9 protein-coding genes and 3 rRNA genes are annotated in these 17,400 nt (G+C 61.0%); all 12 read left to right on the top strand.

Going from position 1 to position 17,400, the window contains the following annotated elements:
• Window positions 1-2: 2 nt before the first annotated feature.
• The 12 genes from gatB (at window position 3) to ilvN (ending at window position 17,393) form a co-directional block, all read left to right on the top strand.
• Window positions 3-1,499 carry an Asp-tRNA(Asn)/Glu-tRNA(Gln) amidotransferase subunit GatB gene (gatB, locus tag QPC17_RS06415; RefSeq protein ID WP_062613510.1) on the top strand — a complete coding sequence of 499 codons (1,497 nt, stop codon included), beginning with the start codon at window positions 3-5 and terminating at the stop codon, window positions 1,497-1,499.
• A gap of 187 nt (window positions 1,500-1,686) precedes the next feature.
• The gene (locus QPC17_RS06410; protein WP_062613511.1) at window positions 1,687-3,075 is read left to right on the top strand and encodes an NAD(P)-dependent malic enzyme; all 1,389 of its coding nucleotides are present in this window, start codon (window positions 1,687-1,689) and stop codon (window positions 3,073-3,075) included.
• A 553-nt stretch (window positions 3,076-3,628) separates the two neighbouring features.
• Window positions 3,629-5,154: ribosomal RNA gene (locus tag QPC17_RS06405) — 16S ribosomal RNA — on the top strand.
• A gap of 14 nt (window positions 5,155-5,168) precedes the next feature.
• Window positions 5,169-5,375: a hypothetical protein gene (locus tag QPC17_RS06400; RefSeq protein ID WP_201783186.1), complete on the top strand. Its 207-nt coding sequence runs from the start codon at window positions 5,169-5,171 to the stop codon at window positions 5,373-5,375.
• A 23S ribosomal RNA gene (locus tag QPC17_RS06395) occupies window positions 5,370-8,448 on the top strand. Before QPC17_RS06400 ends, QPC17_RS06395 begins: the two co-directional genes overlap by 6 nt.
• Window positions 8,449-8,552: 104 nt before the next feature.
• A 5S ribosomal RNA gene (gene rrf / locus QPC17_RS06390) occupies window positions 8,553-8,669 on the top strand.
• Together the 16S, 23S and 5S rRNA genes form the textbook arrangement of a ribosomal RNA operon.
• A 196-nt stretch (window positions 8,670-8,865) precedes the next feature.
• Window positions 8,866-9,666, top strand: coding sequence for a class I SAM-dependent methyltransferase (locus QPC17_RS06385; RefSeq protein WP_285321710.1), 801 nt, complete (start codon window positions 8,866-8,868; stop codon window positions 9,664-9,666).
• A gap of 62 nt (window positions 9,667-9,728) precedes the next feature.
• The gene (gene ilvD, locus QPC17_RS06380; RefSeq protein ID WP_070448389.1) at window positions 9,729-11,513 is read left to right on the top strand and encodes a dihydroxy-acid dehydratase; all 1,785 of its coding nucleotides are present in this window, start codon (window positions 9,729-9,731) and stop codon (window positions 11,511-11,513) included.
• Between the two features lie 129 nt (window positions 11,514-11,642).
• Window positions 11,643-12,947 carry a threonine/serine exporter family protein gene (locus QPC17_RS06375; protein WP_062614192.1) on the top strand — a complete coding sequence of 435 codons (1,305 nt, stop codon included), beginning with the start codon at window positions 11,643-11,645 and terminating at the stop codon, window positions 12,945-12,947.
• Window positions 12,948-13,047: 100 nt separating this feature from the next.
• Window positions 13,048-14,652 (top strand): aspartate:alanine exchanger family transporter, encoded by a 1,605-nt coding sequence (locus QPC17_RS06370; protein ID WP_062614193.1) that lies wholly within the window; start codon window positions 13,048-13,050, stop codon window positions 14,650-14,652.
• A gap of 408 nt (window positions 14,653-15,060) precedes the next feature.
• Window positions 15,061-16,860, top strand: a complete 1,800-nt coding sequence (locus tag QPC17_RS06365) for an acetolactate synthase large subunit (protein ID WP_070446204.1) — start codon at window positions 15,061-15,063, stop codon at window positions 16,858-16,860.
• Entirely contained in the window at window positions 16,860-17,393 is a 534-nt protein-coding gene (gene ilvN / locus QPC17_RS06360; RefSeq protein WP_201783182.1) for an acetolactate synthase small subunit, read from the top strand. Before QPC17_RS06365 ends, ilvN begins: the two co-directional genes overlap by 1 nt.
• Window positions 17,394-17,400: the final 7 nt, after the last annotated feature.

Raw genomic sequence — 17,400 nt, 5'->3', positions numbered from 1 at the left:
AGATGGAAGAATTGATGGATTTTGACGAGGTCGCCGCGAACTTCGACCCGGTGCTCGGGCTTGAGGTGCACGTGGAGCTCGCCACGACGACGAAGATGTTCGACGCCGCCCCCAACGAGTTTGGCGGGGAGCCCAACGTTAACACCACCCCTGTCTCGCTTGGCCTGCCGGGCGCGTTGCCGGTGGTGAACAAGAAGGCAATCGAGTATGCGATCCGGCTCGGCCTGGCGCTCAACTGCAAGATCGCTGAATCGTGCCGGTTTGCGCGGAAGAACTACTTCTACCCGGACCTGTCGAAGAACTTCCAGACCTCCCAGTCGGACGAGCCGATCGCCTACGACGGCCACCTTGATGTGGAGCTCGACGACGGCGAAGTCTTCCGCGTGCTCATCGAGCGCGCGCACGTGGAGGAGGACGCGGGCAAGAACACGCACGTGGGTGGCGAGGGCCGCCTGCAGGGCGCCACGCATTCGCTGGTGGATTACAACCGTGCGGGCGTGCCGCTGGTGGAGATCGTGACCCGCCCGATTGAGGGCGCGGGGGCGCGGGCGCCGGAGGTAGCTGCGAAGTACGTGCAGACCATCCGCGATATTGCGCGCGCGATCGGGGTGTCGGAGGCGCGCATGGAGCGTGGCAACGTCCGCGCCGATGTGAACGTGTCGCTGCGCCCCAGCCCGGACGCGCCGCTGGGCACGCGCACGGAGACGAAGAACGTCAACTCCTTCCGCGCGATCGCCCGTGCGGTCGAGTTCGAGATGTGCCGCCAGGCCGCGGTGCTGTCCTCGGGCCAGGCCGTGTTGCAGGAGACGCGGCATTGGCAGGAGGCCAATTCGACGACGTCGCCCGGCCGGCCCAAGTCGGATGCTGACGACTACCGTTACTTCCCCGAGCCGGACCTGGTGCCGATCGCGCCTCCGGCGGAGTGGGTGGAGGAGATCCGCGCGTCGTTGCCGGAGATGCCGGCCGCGCGTCGTAAGCGGCTGACGGCCGAGTGGGGCGTGTCGGAGATGGAGATGCGTGACATCGTCAACGCCGACGCGCTGGACTTCATCAGCGATTCGGTGGACGCCGGGGCGAGCCCGGCGGGTGCTCGCAAGTGGTGGATGGGTGAGCTGGCCCGCTACGCGAAGGACAACGAGCTGGCGCTGGCTGACGTGCCGGTGAGTGCGGCCGATGTCGCCGAACTGGATGGGCTGGTACAAAGCGGCAAGCTGACCGATAAGCTCGCCCGCCAAGCCCTGGATGGGGTGTTGGCCGGGGAGGGCAGCCCGGCTGAGGTGGCGGCGTCGCGCGGGCTGGAGGTTGTGTCCGACGACGGGGCGCTCGGTGCCGCCGTAGACGAGGCGCTGGCCGCGAACCCGGACGTGCTGGAGAAGATCCGGGCGGGCAAGGTGCAGGCAGCCGGAGCGATCGTGGGCGCGGTCATGAAGGCCACCCGCGGCAAGGCGGATGCGGCGCGCGTGCGCGAGCTCATCATGGAGCGCTCGGGCCAGGCCTAAGTGCTCAGGGCGCGGTAGCGTGTGCGGGAACCCGGGCGGATGGTCGCCGGGGTTTTCCCTTGCGAGGTCACTGGTCGGTGGGCGGAGGCGCGTGGTGATACGGGGTTTCCCGGTGGATGAAACTTTGGGGCCTTGGGCCCGGTGACCTGACAGAATAATCCCGCAAGTACGAGAGACAAGGCAGAATATGGCAAAGCCGAGACCGAGTTATGCGGTGACGTTGCGCATCGAGATTCCCTACGACGATCACGCAGTGCCGCGTATCACCAACGAAATCAGCTACGAAGACGCGCTGATCACGGGAATTGACATGGTGCGTTCCGACGACGAGCACCTGCTGTTCGACGTCACGTGCATGACGCACGACCTGGATCACGCGAAGAAGATCCGCAAGAAGCTGCAACGCACCGAGGGCGTGATCGTGCATGGGATTCACGACGCGACCGTGCAGGCCCACCTGGGCGGTAAGATCGAGGTGACGCTCAAGCGCCCGCTGAAGACGCGCCAGGACCTGTCGAAGATTTACACGCCGGGTGTGGCGGCGATCTGCGAGAGGATCGTGGAGGATCCGAGTGAGGCGCGCAGGCTCACGATTAAGCGCAACACGGTCGCCGTCGTAACCGATGGGACGGCCGTGCTGGGCCTGGGGGATATCGGGCCGCTGGCCGCGATGCCCGTCATGGAGGGCAAGGCGGCGCTGTTCAAGAATTTCGCAGGCGTGGATGCGTGGCCGGTATGCCTGGACACGAAGGACACCGAGGAGATGATTGCGATCGTAAAGGCGATCGCGCCCGGGTTTGCGGGGATCAACTTGGAGGACATCTCGGCGCCGCGGTGTTTCGAGATCGAGCGCAGGCTGCGCGAGGAGCTCGACATTCCGGTCTTCCATGACGATCAGCACGGCACCGCGGTTGTGGTGCTGGCGGCGCTGATTAACGCGCTGAAGGTGGTTCACAAGAAGATCGAGGACGTGCGGATTGTGGTGTCGGGCGTAGGTGCGGCCGGCAACGCCATCATCCGCCTGCTCACGAGCCAGGGCGCCCACGATATCATCGGCTGCGGGCGCAACGGCGCGCTGGGAGCGTTCCGCGAGGAGGCCGACCCGGACCGCAACTGGCTGGCGCTAAACACCAACCCGCGCCAGGTGCAGGGTAGCCTCAAAGAGGTACTGGCGGGCGCGGACGTGTTCATCGGCGTCTCGGCGGGAAACATCCTTGACGGGGACGACATCGCGACCATGGCCGACGACGCCGTGGTGTTCGCCCTCGCTAACCCCACGCCGGAGGTGGATCCGGGCGTTGCGGGGGATCATGCGGCGGTGGTGGCCACGGGCCGGTCGGACTATCCGAACCAGATAAACAACGTGCTGGCCTTCCCGGGTTTGTTCCGCGGAATGCTGGACGTGCGGGCGGGCGAGGTGACCGACCAGATGCTGGTGGTTGCCGCGAACGCGATTGCGGCGGCGGTGGAGCCGGCGGAGCTGAATTCGGCGTTCATCATTCCGGGTGTCTTCACGCCCGACCTGGCTGAGAAGGTGGCGGGCGCGATTCGCGAGGAGTTCGCCAACGGGCAGTAGTAAAGAAAAGGGCGTGAATGCGCGCAAGCGGCGGGCACGCCGGGCACTTGGAGCGCGAAAGGGAGCCCGCATATAGCACAGATCGCTGGGGGCGCGCCGATTCCGACGCGCCCCCAGCCCTATGTCATGCGTCACGGTCGGCCTTTCCGCCTGTTTTCGCAGTTCAGAGCGGTGTGAGGAGGGGCACGGCGCTGAAGTTTGACGTTGTGGGCGCAAGGTGTGTAAATTCTTTTCTTGCCGCCGGAGCGTGAGACTCGCGGGACGAGCGGCAAACATCTTTCCGATTATGTGATCTAGACACCGGTATTTGACTCCGGTCGAAAGATGAAGTAACTTGGAGAGGTTGCTCCCGAGGGGCGCAGCGAAGAACACTCGCTGGTCTCGCGAGTGGGTGTGTTGTTTGATATCTCAATAGTGTGTCAGCTTTTTATGTTGTGTTTTTTGCAGCTGGCCTTTTTGGTTGGTTGTGTTTTTTGCCAGTTTTTCTGGTTGTTTGAGTCTGTTTGTCAGGCTTTCTGTATGGATCTTACTGACTGTTTGGTTGGTTTGGTTTTTTGTGGAGAGTTTGATCCTGGCTCAGGACGAACGCTGGCGGCGTGCTTAACACATGCAAGTCGAACGATGAAGCTACAGCTTGCTGTGGTGGATTAGTGGCGAACGGGTGAGTAATACGTGAGTAACCTGCCCTTGTCTTTGGGATAAGCCTGGGAAACTGGGTCTAATACCGGATATTCTGCTTTCATCGCATGGTGGGGGTTGGAAAGGGTTTCTGGATAGGGATGGGCTCACGGCCTATCAGCTTGTTGGTGGGGTGATGGCCTACCAAGGCGTCGACGGGTAGCCGGCCTGAGAGGGTGACCGGCCACATTGGGACTGAGATACGGCCCAGACTCCTACGGGAGGCAGCAGTGGGGAATATTGCACAATGGACGCAAGTCTGATGCAGCGACGCCGCGTGGGGGATGAAGGCTTTCGGGTTGTAAACTCCTTTCAGTACAGAACAAGGCCTTTTTGGTTGAGGGTATGTGCAGAAGAAGCGCCGGCTAACTACGTGCCAGCAGCCGCGGTAATACGTAGGGCGCGAGCGTTGTCCGGAATTATTGGGCGTAAAGAGCTCGTAGGCGGTTTGTTGCGCCTGCTGTGAAAGACCGGGGCTTAACTTCGGGGTTGCAGTGGGTACGGGCAGACTAGAGTGTGGTAGGGGTAATTGGAATTCCTGGTGTAGCGGTGGAATGCGCAGATATCAGGAGGAACACCGATGGCGAAGGCAGGTTACTGGGCCACCACTGACGCTGAGGAGCGAAAGCGTGGGTAGCGAACAGGATTAGATACCCTGGTAGTCCACGCCGTAAACGTTGGGCACTAGGTGTGGGGCCTTTTCCACGGGTTCTGCGCCGTAGCTAACGCATTAAGTGCCCCGCCTGGGGAGTACGGCCGCAAGGCTAAAACTCAAAGGAATTGACGGGGGCCCGCACAAGCGGCGGAGCATGCGGATTAATTCGATGCAACGCGAAGAACCTTACCAAGGCTTGACATACACTGCGATGTGCCAGAGATGGTGCAGCCTTCGGGGTGGTGTACAGGTGGTGCATGGTTGTCGTCAGCTCGTGTCGTGAGATGTTGGGTTAAGTCCCGCAACGAGCGCAACCCTTGTCCTGTGTTGCCAGCAATTCGGTTGGGGACTCACGGGAGACTGCCGGGGTTAACTCGGAGGAAGGTGGGGATGACGTCAAATCATCATGCCCCTTATGTCTTGGGCTTCACGCATGCTACAATGGCCGGTACAGAGGGTTGCGAGCCTGTGAGGGTGAGCTAATCTCTTAAAGCTGGTCTCAGTTCGGATTGGGGTCTGCAACTCGACCCCATGAAGTCGGAGTCGCTAGTAATCGCAGATCAGCAACGCTGCGGTGAATACGTTCTCGGGCCTTGTACACACCGCCCGTCACGTCACGAAAGTTGGTAACACCCGAAGCCCGTGGCCTAACCTTTTGGGGGGAGCGGTCGAAGGTGGGATTGGCGATTGGGACGAAGTCGTAACAAGGTAGCCGTACCGGAAGGTGCGGCTGGATCACCTCCTTTCTAAGGAGCCTCATGTGCCTGCGATCATGGTGGTTGTGGGTGTTGTTGTGGGGTTTTTAGTGGTTCGCAATGTGATTGGCTGGCATGCTGTTGGGGTGTGGGGTAACAGGCCCTGGCCACCCATGCGCAAGTTTTCAGGCTGTTTGTTTGGGTTTGTGTGTGGTGTTGGTGTGGTGGTTGAGAATTGTATAGTGGATGCGAGCATCTTTTGGTTTTTGTAAGTGTTTAAGGGCGTTCGGTGGATGCCTTGGTACACGAAGCCGATGAAGGACGTTGTAGCCTGCGATAAGCCTCGGGGAGTTGGCATACGAGCTGTGATCCGAGGGTGTCCGAATGGGGGAACCTGCCTGGAGTTGTTTCTGGGTACCGCCACCTGAATGTATAGGGTGGTTGGGGGTGACGCGGGGAAGTGAAACATCTTAGTACCCGTAGGAAGAGATATTCTGTGAGTAGTGGCGAGCGAAAGCGGATGAGGTTAAACCGGGTGTGTGTGATAGCTGTCGGGCGTTGCGCATTCGGGGTTGTGGGAGCCATGTGGCCTTACCGGCATGGGGTCGTGGAGTGATAAAGGTGTGGGGTAGGCGAATCAGTTGGGAAGCTGGACCGTAGTGGGTGATAGTCCTGTAGCTGAAACCTCATGCTCTCTTTGTGGTTGTCCCGAGTAGCACGGGGCTCGTGAAATCTCGTGTGAATCTGCACAGACCACTGTGTAAACCTAAATACTTCGTGTGACCGATAGTGGATAGTACCGTGAGGGAATGGTGAAAAGTACCCCGGGAGGGGAGTGAAATAGTACCTGAAACCGTGCGCTTACAATCCGTCAGAGCCTTCTTGGTGGGGGTGATGGCGTGCCTTTTGAAGAATGAGCCTGCGAGTTAGGATGTGTGGCGAGGTTAACCCGTGTGGGGTAGTCGTAGCGAAAGCGAGTCTGAATAGGGCGTTGTAGTTGCATGTTCTAGACCCGAAGCGAGGTGATCTAGCCATGGGCAGGGTGAAGCACGTGTAAGAGCGTGTGGAGGCCCGAACCCACTTCAGTTGAAAATGGAGGGGATGACCTGTGGTTAGGGGTGAAAGGCCAATCAAACTTCGTGATAGCTGGTTCTCCCCGAAATGCATTTAGGTGCAGCGTTGCGTGTGCTTGCTGGTGGTAGAGCGACTGGATGGTCGATGGCCCTTATACCGGGTACTGAGATCAGCCAAACTCCGAATGCCGGTTAAGTTGAGCGTGGCAGTGAGACTGTGGGGGATAAGCTCCATTGTCGAGAGGGAAACAGCCCAGATCATCGGTTAAGGCCCCTAAGGGTGTGCTAAGTGGGAAAGGATGTGGAGTTGCTGTGACAACCAGGAGGTTGGCTTAGAAGCAGCCATCCTTGAAAGAGTGCGTAATAGCTCACTGGTCAAGTGATTCCGCGCCGACAATGTAGCGGGGCTAAGTACACCGCCGAAACCGTGGCAACAATTTTTTTGTTGGGTAGGGGAGCGTCGTGCTTGAGGTGAAGCTGCCAGGTGACTGTGTGGTGGATTGAGTGCGAGTGAGAATGCAGGCATGAGTAGCGATTGACGGGTGAGAATCCCGTCCTCCGAATAACTAAGGGTTCCAGGGCCAGGTTCGTCCGCCCTGGGTTAGTCGGGTCCTAAGGCGAGGCCGACAGGCGTAGTCGATGGGCAACCAGTTGTTATTCTGGTACCGGCGAAGGACCGTCCATGCTGAAGCAGGGGATACTAACCATCCCTGCCCATTGCTAGCCCTTTCGGGGGTTGGTGGTGTGGTGGGCGTGGGACCTGATCTTGTTGTAGGCAAGCGTGTTAACAGGGGTGACGCAGAGTGGTAGCTTCCGCGTGGCTTATGGCTTGCCACGTTTAACAGCGCAGCTTGTTCCTTTGGCAAATCCGGGGAACGTATAAAGTGAGGCTGGATGATGAGACCGAATGGTCGAAGTAGAGTGATCCTGTGCTGCCAAGAAAAGCCTCGACGTGAGGTTCTAGCCGCCCGTACCCTAAACCGACACAGGTGGTTAGGTAGAGTATACTAAGGAGTTCGAGTGAATCGTGGTTAAGGAACTCGGCAAAATGCCCCCGTAACTTCGGGAGAAGGGGGGCCTGATCCTTGAAGCACTTTACGTGCTAGGGGTGATGGCCGCAGAAACCAGGGAGAAGCGACTGTTTATCAAAAACACAGGTCCGTGCGAACACGTAAGTGGATGTATACGGACTGACGCCTGCCCGGTGCTGGAAGGTTAAGAGGATCGGTTAGACTCTTTTGGGTCGAAGCTGAGAATTTAAGCCCCAGTAAACGGCGGTGGTAACTATAACCATCCTAAGGTAGCGAAATTCCTTGTCGGGTAAGTTCCGACCTGCACGAATGGCGTAACGACTTCTCCGCTGTCTCAACCGCGAACTCGGTGAAATTGCATTACGAGTAAAGATGCTCGTTTCGCGCAGCAGGACGGAAAGACCCCGGGACCTTTACTATAGCTTGGTATTGGTGTTTGGTACGGTTTGTGTAGGATAGGTGGGAGACTGTGAAGCTGTCACGCTAGTGATGGTGGAGTCATTGTTGAAATACCACTCTGATCGTGCTGGATGTCTAACCTTGGACCATGATCTGGTTCAGGGACAGTGCCTGGTGGGTAGTTTAACTGGGGCGGTTGCCTCCTAAATGGTAACGGAGGCGCTCAAAGGTTCCCTCAGCCTGGTTGGTAATCAGGTGTTGAGTGTAAGTGCACAAGGGAGCTTGACTGTGAGACTGACAAGTCGAGCAGGTACGAAAGTAGGAACTAGTGATCCGGCGGTGGCTTGTGGAAGCGCCGTCGCTCAACGGATAAAAGGTACCCCGGGGATAACAGGCTGATCCTGCCCAAGAGTTCATATCGACGGCATGGTTTGGCACCTCGATGTCGGCTCGTCGCATCCTGGGGCTGGAGTAGGTCCCAAGGGTTGGGCTGTTCGCCCATTAAAGCGGTACGCGAGCTGGGTTCAGAACGTCGTGAGACAGTTCGGTCGCTATCCGCTGCGCGCGTTGGAAACGTGAGAAGGGCTGTCCCTAGTACGAGAGGACCGGGACGGACGAACCTCTGGTGTGCCAGTTGTACCGCCAGGTGCATGGCTGGTTGGCTACGTTCGGAAGGGATAACCGCTGAAAGCATCTAAGCGGGAAGCCTGCTTCAAGATAACGTTTCCCAGACACATTAAGTGTTGTGAGGCCCCCTATAGACCATGGGGTTGATAGGCCAGACGTGGAAGCCTAGTAATGGGTGGAGCTGACTGGTACTAATTGGCCGACCACTTAAAAAACTTTTATAACTTGTTGTTCGCATCCGCTATACAATTCTGGGCCACCACACTAACCGGCCCAGATAACTGAATAAACCAACCGTTATGGTTGGCCCCGTTATTTTGACGGTGGCAATAGCGGTAGGGTAACGCCCGGTCCCATTCCGAACCCGGAAGCTAAGCCTACCAGCGCCGATGGTACTGCACTTGAGAGGGTGTGGGAGAGTAGGACACCGCCGTCACCAAACTTGATCGTGAGCCCCGGCCCTGTGTGGTCGGGGCTCACTACTATACCCAGTCACGGCTTATGGCGGTGTGTGATCATGGCCGTAGCTTCGGGTGGTCAGGCTTTATCCCTGCGCAGCACCACGACCACACACCGCACAACCAACGCACAAGTACGTACGTAACGGACGAGTTAGGAAGAGGAGAATTGGCATGCCGCAAGCGCCCGATTCGTATAACCCGTTCGCGCGTGCAGGTAGCTCCGTCTCCACGTACGTGGACGTTCGGCCCGGCTACCCCACCTCCGCGCTGGAAGGGCTGGTGTTCGACTCCGACGTCGTCGTTGATGTGGGAGCCGGGACGGGGAAGCTGACCGCGACGCTCGCGAGCCTGGCGGGGGAGGTGTGGGCGGTTGAGCCGTCGGGGGATATGCGTGTCGGTTTCACGCGGGCCCTGCCTAACTTCCCGACCGAGCGGCTACTCGACGCAACGGCCGAACACCTCCCGTTCGCCGATGCCTCCGTGGACGTGCTTGCTTTCGGGCAATGCTGGCACTGGCTTGACGAGCGGGCGGCGGCACGTGAGTCCGCGCGCGTGGTCAAGCCCGGCGGGCGCGTGCTCATCCTCTACAACCAGTTTGACGTGCGTCAGGCTTGGGTGCACAGACTGGCGCGGATCATGCGCTCGGGGGACGTGCACCGGATCGATCGCGTCCCGGACCTGCGCATCCCCGGCCATCACGGCCACATGGAGCGTCCGTTCACGGAGCCAGAGTTGCACGCCAACACCTGGCTCGACCCGCTGCTCCCGGAGCAGATTGCGCGGCTGGGGACGACGCGGTCGTCGTGGTTACAGGCTTCGCCTGCGGGTCGGGCACGGATGCGCGCCAACCTCGAGTGGTACATGTTCAAGCACTTGAGCTGGCGTGACGACGCCGTGGTGGGGGTGCCGTACCAGTTGCAGGTATGGACCGCCACACGTTTTGTCGGAGCGGGCCGCTACGATAGCGCTTAGTAGAGAGAAAAGAGGAGATCGTGCCACAGCTTCGTTCAGCGACGTCAACCACGGGACGCAACATGGCGGGTGCTCGCGCGCTTTGGCGGGCAACCGGTATGGGGGCAGAGGATTTCGGTAAGCCGATCATCGCGGTGGCCAACTCATTCACTCAGTTCGTTCCGGGCCACGTGCACCTCAAAGACATGGGCCAGCTGGTTATCAAGGCTATTGAGGCTGCAGGCGGCGTGGGCAAGGAGTTTAACACGATCGCGGTGGATGACGGTATCGCGATGGGGCACGATGGGATGCTCTACTCTCTGCCGAGCCGGGAGATTATCGCGGACTCGGTGGAGTACATGGTCAACGCCCACTGCGCGGACGCGCTGGTGTGCATCTCGAACTGTGACAAGATCACGCCGGGCATGCTGATGGCCGCGATGCGGCTTAACATCCCGGTGGTGTTCGTCTCGGGAGGGCCGATGGAGTCGGGCAAGCCGGTGCAGGGCGTGGCGGATCACAACATTGACCTCATTGACGCGATGGCGCAGTCGGTGAATGATGCGGTGAGTGACGCCCAGCTGCTCGCGATTGAAGAGAACGCGTGCCCCACGTGTGGATCGTGCTCGGGGATGTTCACGGCGAATTCGATGAACTGCCTCACGGAGGCGCTTGGCCTGTCGCTGCCGGGTAATGGGTCCACGCTGGCCACGGCTGCGCGGCGCCGGGACCTGTTTGAGCGGGCGGGTGAGCTGATCGTGGAGCTGTGCCACCGCTATTACGACGACGGCGACGAGTCGGTCCTCCCGCGCTCGATCGCCACCCCGGGCGCGTTCCGCAACGCGATGACGATGGACATCGCGATGGGCGGGTCCACGAACACGGTGCTGCACATCCTGGCCGCGGCCCATGAGGGCGAGGTGGACTTCTCGATCGCGGACATCGACGCGCTCTCTCGCCGCACGCCCTGCCTGGCGAAGGTGGCCCCGAATTCCACGCGCTACCACATGGAGGATTTCCACCGGGCGGGCGGCATCCCCGCGATCCTCGGCGAACTCGACCGGGGCGGCCTGCTCGACCGCAGCGTTCACGCCATCCACGCCCCCTCGCTCGAGGACTGGCTGGGGGAGTGGGACGTCCGCGGCGGCAGCGCCTCGGCGGCTGCGAAGGACCTGTTCACGGTGGCCCCGGGCGGGATCCGCACCACGCAGGCGTTCTCGCAGGATCGGCGCTATGAGTCGATTGACGACGACGCGGCGGTCGGCTGCATCCGCGACCTTGGCCACGCCTACACTGCCGACGGCGGCCTGTGCGTCCTGTTCGGCAACCTGGCGAAGGACGGGGCAGTCATCAAGACGGCTGGCATTGACGAATCGCTTTTCCACTTCGAGGGGCCGGCCCGCGTGGTCGAATCGCAGGAGGCAGCGATCGAGCTGATTTTGTCGAAGCAGGTGGTGCCGGGCGACGTCGTCGTGATCCGGTACGAGGGCCCCAAGGGCGGGCCGGGAATGCAGGAGATGCTGTACCCCACGTCGTTCCTTAAGGGCCTGGGCCTGGGGAAGACGTGTGCGCTGATTACGGACGGGCGGTTCTCGGGTGGAACGTCGGGCCTGTCGATCGGGCACATTTCGCCGGAGGCGGCCTCGGGCGGCATGATCGGGCTCATCGAGGAGGGGGACCGGATCGTGATTGACGTCCCTACGCGTCTGCTCAAGCTGGACGTGTCGGACGAAGAGCTGGCGCGGCGTCGGGCGGAGAAGGGCGAGGCGCCCTGGGCGCCGAACCGCGACCGCACGGTCTCCAAGGCCCTGCGCGCGTATGCGGCGATGGCGACGTCGGCGTCCTCGGGCGCGGTCCGCCAAATCTAGGCCTGGACGTGTTGGTGGGCAGTGGTCCGCCAGGTGTGAAAGCGAGACGTAGGACTTGCGTCGATCATTGCTCGCGCTTGCAATGGGTATAGTATCGGCGGGTTTGTTAACGATCTGAATGGATTGGTTATGGGAGACGAGAAATACCCTGACACTCTTGAGGAAAAGGCGCGGGCGATTCTCGCATACGGCAGACTACTGCTGGCTTCTGGCGCGGGTGCGTATCGTGTGAAGTACTCGATGGCGCGCGCTGCCCATCAGCTCGGAATTAGCAGGCTTGAAGCGTCCGTCACAATGACGGATATCACCGTAACCGCGTGGGAGAACGGGCGCTCACAGACGGACTTTACTGAGCAGCGTCACGTGGGAGTGAACTCTCGACGCCTTGATGTCTTGTCCGAGATCGGCACCCAGGACCTTAAGGTACGTAGCGTGTCCCACCTGCGCTCGCTCTTGGAGCAGACGGTCAAGCAGGATCGGCACTGGGGGATGTGGACCACCGTGTTCGCGGCGGCGTTCGCGTGTGCAGCATTCTGCTTCCTCAATGGTGGGCGCGTCGTCGAATGTACCACGGTGTTTTTCGCGGCCGGCATTGGCCAGCTTGTCCGTAAGCTGATGCTTAAGCGCAATTATGCCCACTTCTTCATTTGGGTCGTGTGTGGCATGGTCTCCCCGCTGGTGTACATGGGGATCTTGTCCATGTTGGCCTCCTTTGGCCACGTCCTGCAGCTGAGCCACCAGGCGGGTCTGATCTCGGCGATCTTGTTCCTCATTCCGGGATTCCCGTTAACCACCGCGATGCTTGACTTCGTGCGTTCCGATTTTCAGTCCGCGTTGGCACGGTTCTCCTATTGTGTGATGGTACTTGGATCGGCGGGGTTGCCTTTATGGGCCGTGACCCACGCCACGAATTGGGACGTGGTGGGTGCCGCTCCCATGGCGTTGCCGTTCGCGCTGAACCTGTCCTTGCAGATCCTGTGTTCCTTCGTTGCGGCGGGTGGCTTTGCCATCCTTTTTAATGCCGCGTGGAAGGTGGCGCTTCTGGCAGCTGGCGTGGCCGCGCTGACCAACCCGACCCGCCTGATCCTCCAGAACTATTCGGGCATTCCGTGGCAGATCGCGGTGGGATTGGCGGCCTTCGTTGCTGGTTTGTGTGCGACGTTCGTGGCATGGCGGACCACCCATTCCCGTGTTTCTCTCTCCGTACCGTCTGTGGTGATCATGATTCCGGGCGTGCCGTTCTACCGCGCGTTGGTGGCGATCAACGAGGGCAACTTGTCGATTGCGTTGACGACGATCGCGGAGGTCTTCTTCGTGATCATGGCGATCGGATTCGGCTTGGCGTTCTCCCGTGCGGTCACGGATCGAGGCTGGTTGCACGATCGTGACACGACCAAGCTGGCCGATAGCTATCTGGAGGATCGTGCAAACTAGCGCCCGGGTCTGAACGTACTCTGTCTTGCTGCTTTCGGTGGGAATAACGCGGCTTTCCGGGGATAATGGATGAAGGTCTCGTTCTTAGGAAAGGTAGAGGATGACGGGGTTTCTGGAGTTCTTCGCTGAAGAACCAGTGTTGCTTGCGTTCTTGCTTATCGGCATAGGCATGATTTTTGGCCACATCAAGGTGAAGGGAGTGTCCCTTGGTGCGGCGGCGGTGCTGTTTGCGGCGATTGCGTTTTCTGCTTTTGCGAAGTCTCACGGAATCGACATTGCGATTAGCGCGAAGATTGGCCATCTCGGGTTGGCCCTGTTCACCTTTGCGATCGGCAATAACTCTGGCCCGTCGTTCTTTGAAAACGTCCGGAGGGCGCTCGGGCCGATGGCCGCGCTCGTTGTCATTTACTTCCTGACGGGCGGGGTTGGATACGTTGTTGGGCGCTTTGTGCTCGGGATGGACACCGCGCTGGTTGCAGGAACGTTCGCGGGTGCGTTGACGAACACTCCGGCGTTGGCGGCTGCCGCGGAGGCGTCGGGATTTGAGGCGCAGGCGACTGTCGGTTACTCGATTTCTTACCTGTTCGGCGTGATCGGAATGATGATTGCTGCTGCGATCGCGTTGCGTAATTCCGCAGCGGATACCGACAAACCGACGCCGATCACGCACATGAATCTGCGCGTGGACCGTGACGACAACCCCCGTGTGGGGGCGATCCTTGGCCTGTTTAAGAACCCGCCGGAAATCTCGCGTATGCGGCGCGGTGAGGAGGGGCCGATCTGGATCCCCACGAAGCATGACGTCCTGGAGAAGGGTGACCTGCTGACGGTCGTTGGGCCCGTGCATGAGCTGGAAGAGCTGAAGACGATGGTGGGTCACCAGTCGTCGCATTCGTTGCGTGCGGACCGGCGTTATCTCGATTTCCGGCGCATCACGGTGTCTGAGCCGAAGATCGCGGGCAAGACGATCGCGGAGCTTGACGAGATCCTGTTTAACAAGTTCGGCGCCACGGTTTCGCGTGTTCGCCGCGGGGATTCTGACATGCTTGCCGTTCCCGAATTCATGATTGAAATGGGTGATCGCGTGCGCGTGATTGGCCCGACGTCGAACATGAAGCTTATCTCCAAGTTCTTTGGCGATTCGGCGCGCGGTTTTTCGGATCTGAACCCGGTGGCTCTGGGGCTTGGGATGGCGCTCGGCATAGCGTTCGGTGTCATCCGTTTCCCGTTGCCGGGTGGCAGCACGTTCGCCATCGGTGCGGCGGCGGGTACGCTGCTGGTCGGCTTGGTCTTTGGCCGCGTCGGCCGTATCGGTAAGCAGATTACGGCGCTGCCGAATACGACGTGTGCTGTCCTGTCTGAGTTGGGCCTGCTGATCTTCCTCGCGCAGGCGGGAACCACTGCGGGTGGCCAGATCGCTCTGGCCTTCGAATCCGGTACGTGGATCCAGATCCTTCTGCTCGGTGTTCTCTTCACCTCGACCTTGGCCATCAGCTTGTACCTTACGATGCGCTACGTGTTCAAGATGGGCGGCACGCAGCTGTCCGGCCTGCTCGGCGGAGCGCAGACACAGCCGGCGGTCCTCGCTTTCGCCAATGGGCGAACGAACTCCGATCCGCGCGTCGCGCTCGGATATGCCTTGGTTTACCCGATTGCGATGATCGGCAAGATCCTGGTGGCGACCATCCTCGGCTCGATGCCGTAGCGATCCCGCCCGGCGGCTCGGTTTGGCGTTCGGGCAGCATTGGCACGACGCCGGAGCGGCGCGGCTTGACTGCACGACGCCGTCGCGCCATCTGATACCGGCCGATGAGGGGCCCGGAACCGCGCGGTTCCGGGCCCCTCGGCTTCCCGGCGTCCAGCCTGCGGCCTCACGGAACGAGCCCCCGTCATCCCGCCAGCAGGCCGGCAGCGAAGACCATGATCCAGCATGTGAGATCTTTCGGGAAAGATTTGGCCGGCTCTTTGGCGGCAGTCTACGATCGGCATATGTCGATTATTCTCGTAGTAGTTCAGCGCACCTGCAGGTAACGCTGTCCTGCGGTGCGCCCCTCGAAACTCGGGGGGTTTTTTCATGCGTGAATGACCGGCACTGAAATTTCAAGGAGGAACCATGGCACTAGGGCCAACGCCACCGAAGGCTAAGGAAGAGCCGACGACTATCCGTGAGAAAACCACGGGTGCGCGAGCGGTTATTCGCTCGCTTGAGGAGCTGGGCGTCAAGACCATTTTTGGTCTGCCAGGTGGTGCCGCGTTGCCTCTGTATGACGCGATCTTTGAGTCGTCCATTCGCCACATCTTGGTCCGCCACGAGCAGGGCGCGGGGCACGCGGCGGAGGGCCTGGCGGTGTCCACGGGCGAGGTCGGGGTGTGCATGGCCACCTCGGGCCCAGGCGCCTCGAACCTGGTGACAGCGCTGCTGGATGCGAACCTTGACTCGGTGCCGCTGGTGGCAATCACGGGCCAGGTGGGCGCTAGCCTGATCGGCACGGACGCCTTCCAGGAGGCGGACATCATCGGGGCCACCTACCCGCTGGCCAAGCACTCTTTCCTTATCACGGATGCGAACGAGATCCCGGCCCGCATCGCGGAGGCCTACCACCTGGCCCGCTCGGGCCGCCCGGGCCCGGTGCTGGTGGACGTCACGAAGTCGGCGCAGAACGAGGAGTGCGAGTTCGTGTGGCCGCCGAAGATGGAGCTGCCCGGCTACAGCCCGCAGACCAGGCCGAGCCTGCGCCAGGTGCGTGAGGCGGCGCGCATGATCGCGGCCGCCTCCAAGCCGGTATTCTATGTGGGCGGCGGCGCGATCCGCTCCCGCGCTCATGAGGAGCTGGCCCAGCTAGTGGAGATGACAGGCATCCCGGTGGTCACCACCCTCAACGCTCGCGGCGCCTTCCCCGATTCGGATCGCCACCACCTGGGCATGCCGGGCATGCACGGGGCGGTCCCGGCCGTCGTCGCCCTGCAAAAGTCGGACCTGCTCATCACGCTCGGCGCCCGCTTCGATGACCGGGTCACGGGCAAGCTGGACGAGTTCGCGCCGGAGGCGAAGGTCATCCACGCGGACATCGACCCGGCGGAGTTCGGCAAGAACCGGGCGGTCGACGTCGCGCTGCAGGGCGACCTGCGTCTCACGATCGAGGCACTGATCGACGAGATCCCGGACGCCTTCGAGCAGTACGGCACCCCGGACCTGGCGGCATGGTGGGCGTTCCTCGACCGCATGAGCGAGACCTACCCGGTGGGCTACGAGGAGCCGGAGGACGGGCTGATGAGCCCGCAGTATGTCCTGTCGCGCCTGGGTGCGCTCGCGGGAGACTCGATCTTCTCCACGGGAGTGGGCCAGCATCAGATGTGGGCCCAGCAGTTCATCCCGCTCCAGTTCCCGGGCCAGCTCGTCACCTCGTGTGGCGCGGGCACGATGGGCTACGGCGTGCCGGCCGCGATGGGCGCGAAGGTGGGCAACCCGGACAAGACGGTGTGGTGTATCGACGGCGATGGCTCGTTCCAGATGACCAACCAGGAGCTCGCCACCTGCCGCCTCAACGACATCCCGATTAAGGTCGCCCTCATCAATAACTCGTCGCTGGGCATGGTGCGCCAGTGGCAGAACCTGTTCTACGACGGGCGTTTCTCCCACACGGACCTCAACACGGGCCACGGCACGCGCCGCATCCCGGACTTCGTCAAGATGGCCGACGCCTACGATTGCCACGGGATCCGTGTGGAGCGCCCGGAGGACGTAGACGCAGCGATCACCGAGGCGATGAGCATTAATGACCGTCCGGTCGTCGTGGAGTTCGTGGTCTCCCCGGATTCGATGGTGTGGCCGATGGTGCCCTCGGGCGTCTCCAACGATGACATCCTGTACGCGCGCGATATGCGACCCAAGCATGAGGAGGAACAAGCATGATCAGCCACCGCCGCACCCTGTCCGTTCTGGTGGAGAACAAGCCGGGCGTGCTTGCTCGCGTCTCTGGCCTCTTTGCCCGCCGCGCGTTCAACATTCACTCACTCGCGGTGGGGCCCACGGAGGACCCGGAGCTGTCGCGTATCACCCTGGTGGTCGACACCTCCGAGGTGTCTTTCGACCAGATCACGAAGCAGCTGAACAAGCTCATCAACGTCATCAAGATCTCCGAGCTGGAGCGCGACCTGTCGGTTCAGCGCAAGCTGGTCCTCATCAAGGTCCGTGCCGACGATTCGTCGCGCACGAACGTCATCCAGGTGGTTGAGCTGTTCCGGGCGAAGATTGTCGACGTTGTCCCGGACGCGGTCACGATCGAGGCCACCGGCTCAGATGACAAGATTAACGCCCTCCTGTCCGCCCTGGAGCCGTATGGTGTGAAGGAGATCGTCCAGTCGGGATCCGTCGCGATTTCACGCGGGTCACGTTCCATGACCGAAGTTGTCAAGGCCGAGCGCAAGCAGTTGCGCGGAGCATAAATCGAAG

Source organism: Trueperella bernardiae, from assembly GCF_030246965.1.
Classification (GTDB): Bacteria; Actinomycetota; Actinomycetes; order Actinomycetales; family Actinomycetaceae; genus Trueperella; species Trueperella bernardiae.
This window is presented reverse-complemented; position numbering and strand designations above follow the sequence as displayed.

Excerpts from the sequence above, each read along its gene's own strand:
- gatB (WP_062613510.1), top strand. The coding sequence starts at position 3 with ATGGAAGAATTGATGGATTTTGACGAGGTCGCCGCGAACTTCGACCCG.
- QPC17_RS06410 (WP_062613511.1), top strand. The coding sequence starts at position 1,687 with ATGGCAAAGCCGAGACCGAGTTATGCGGTGACGTTGCGCATCGAGATT.
- QPC17_RS06385 (WP_285321710.1), top strand. The coding sequence starts at position 8,866 with ATGCCGCAAGCGCCCGATTCGTATAACCCGTTCGCGCGTGCAGGTAGC.
- ilvD (WP_070448389.1), top strand. The coding sequence starts at position 9,729 with ATGGCGGGTGCTCGCGCGCTTTGGCGGGCAACCGGTATGGGGGCAGAG.
- QPC17_RS06375 (WP_062614192.1), top strand. The coding sequence starts at position 11,643 with ATGGGAGACGAGAAATACCCTGACACTCTTGAGGAAAAGGCGCGGGCG.
- QPC17_RS06370 (WP_062614193.1), top strand. The coding sequence starts at position 13,048 with ATGACGGGGTTTCTGGAGTTCTTCGCTGAAGAACCAGTGTTGCTTGCG.
- QPC17_RS06365 (WP_070446204.1), top strand. The coding sequence starts at position 15,061 with ATGGCACTAGGGCCAACGCCACCGAAGGCTAAGGAAGAGCCGACGACT.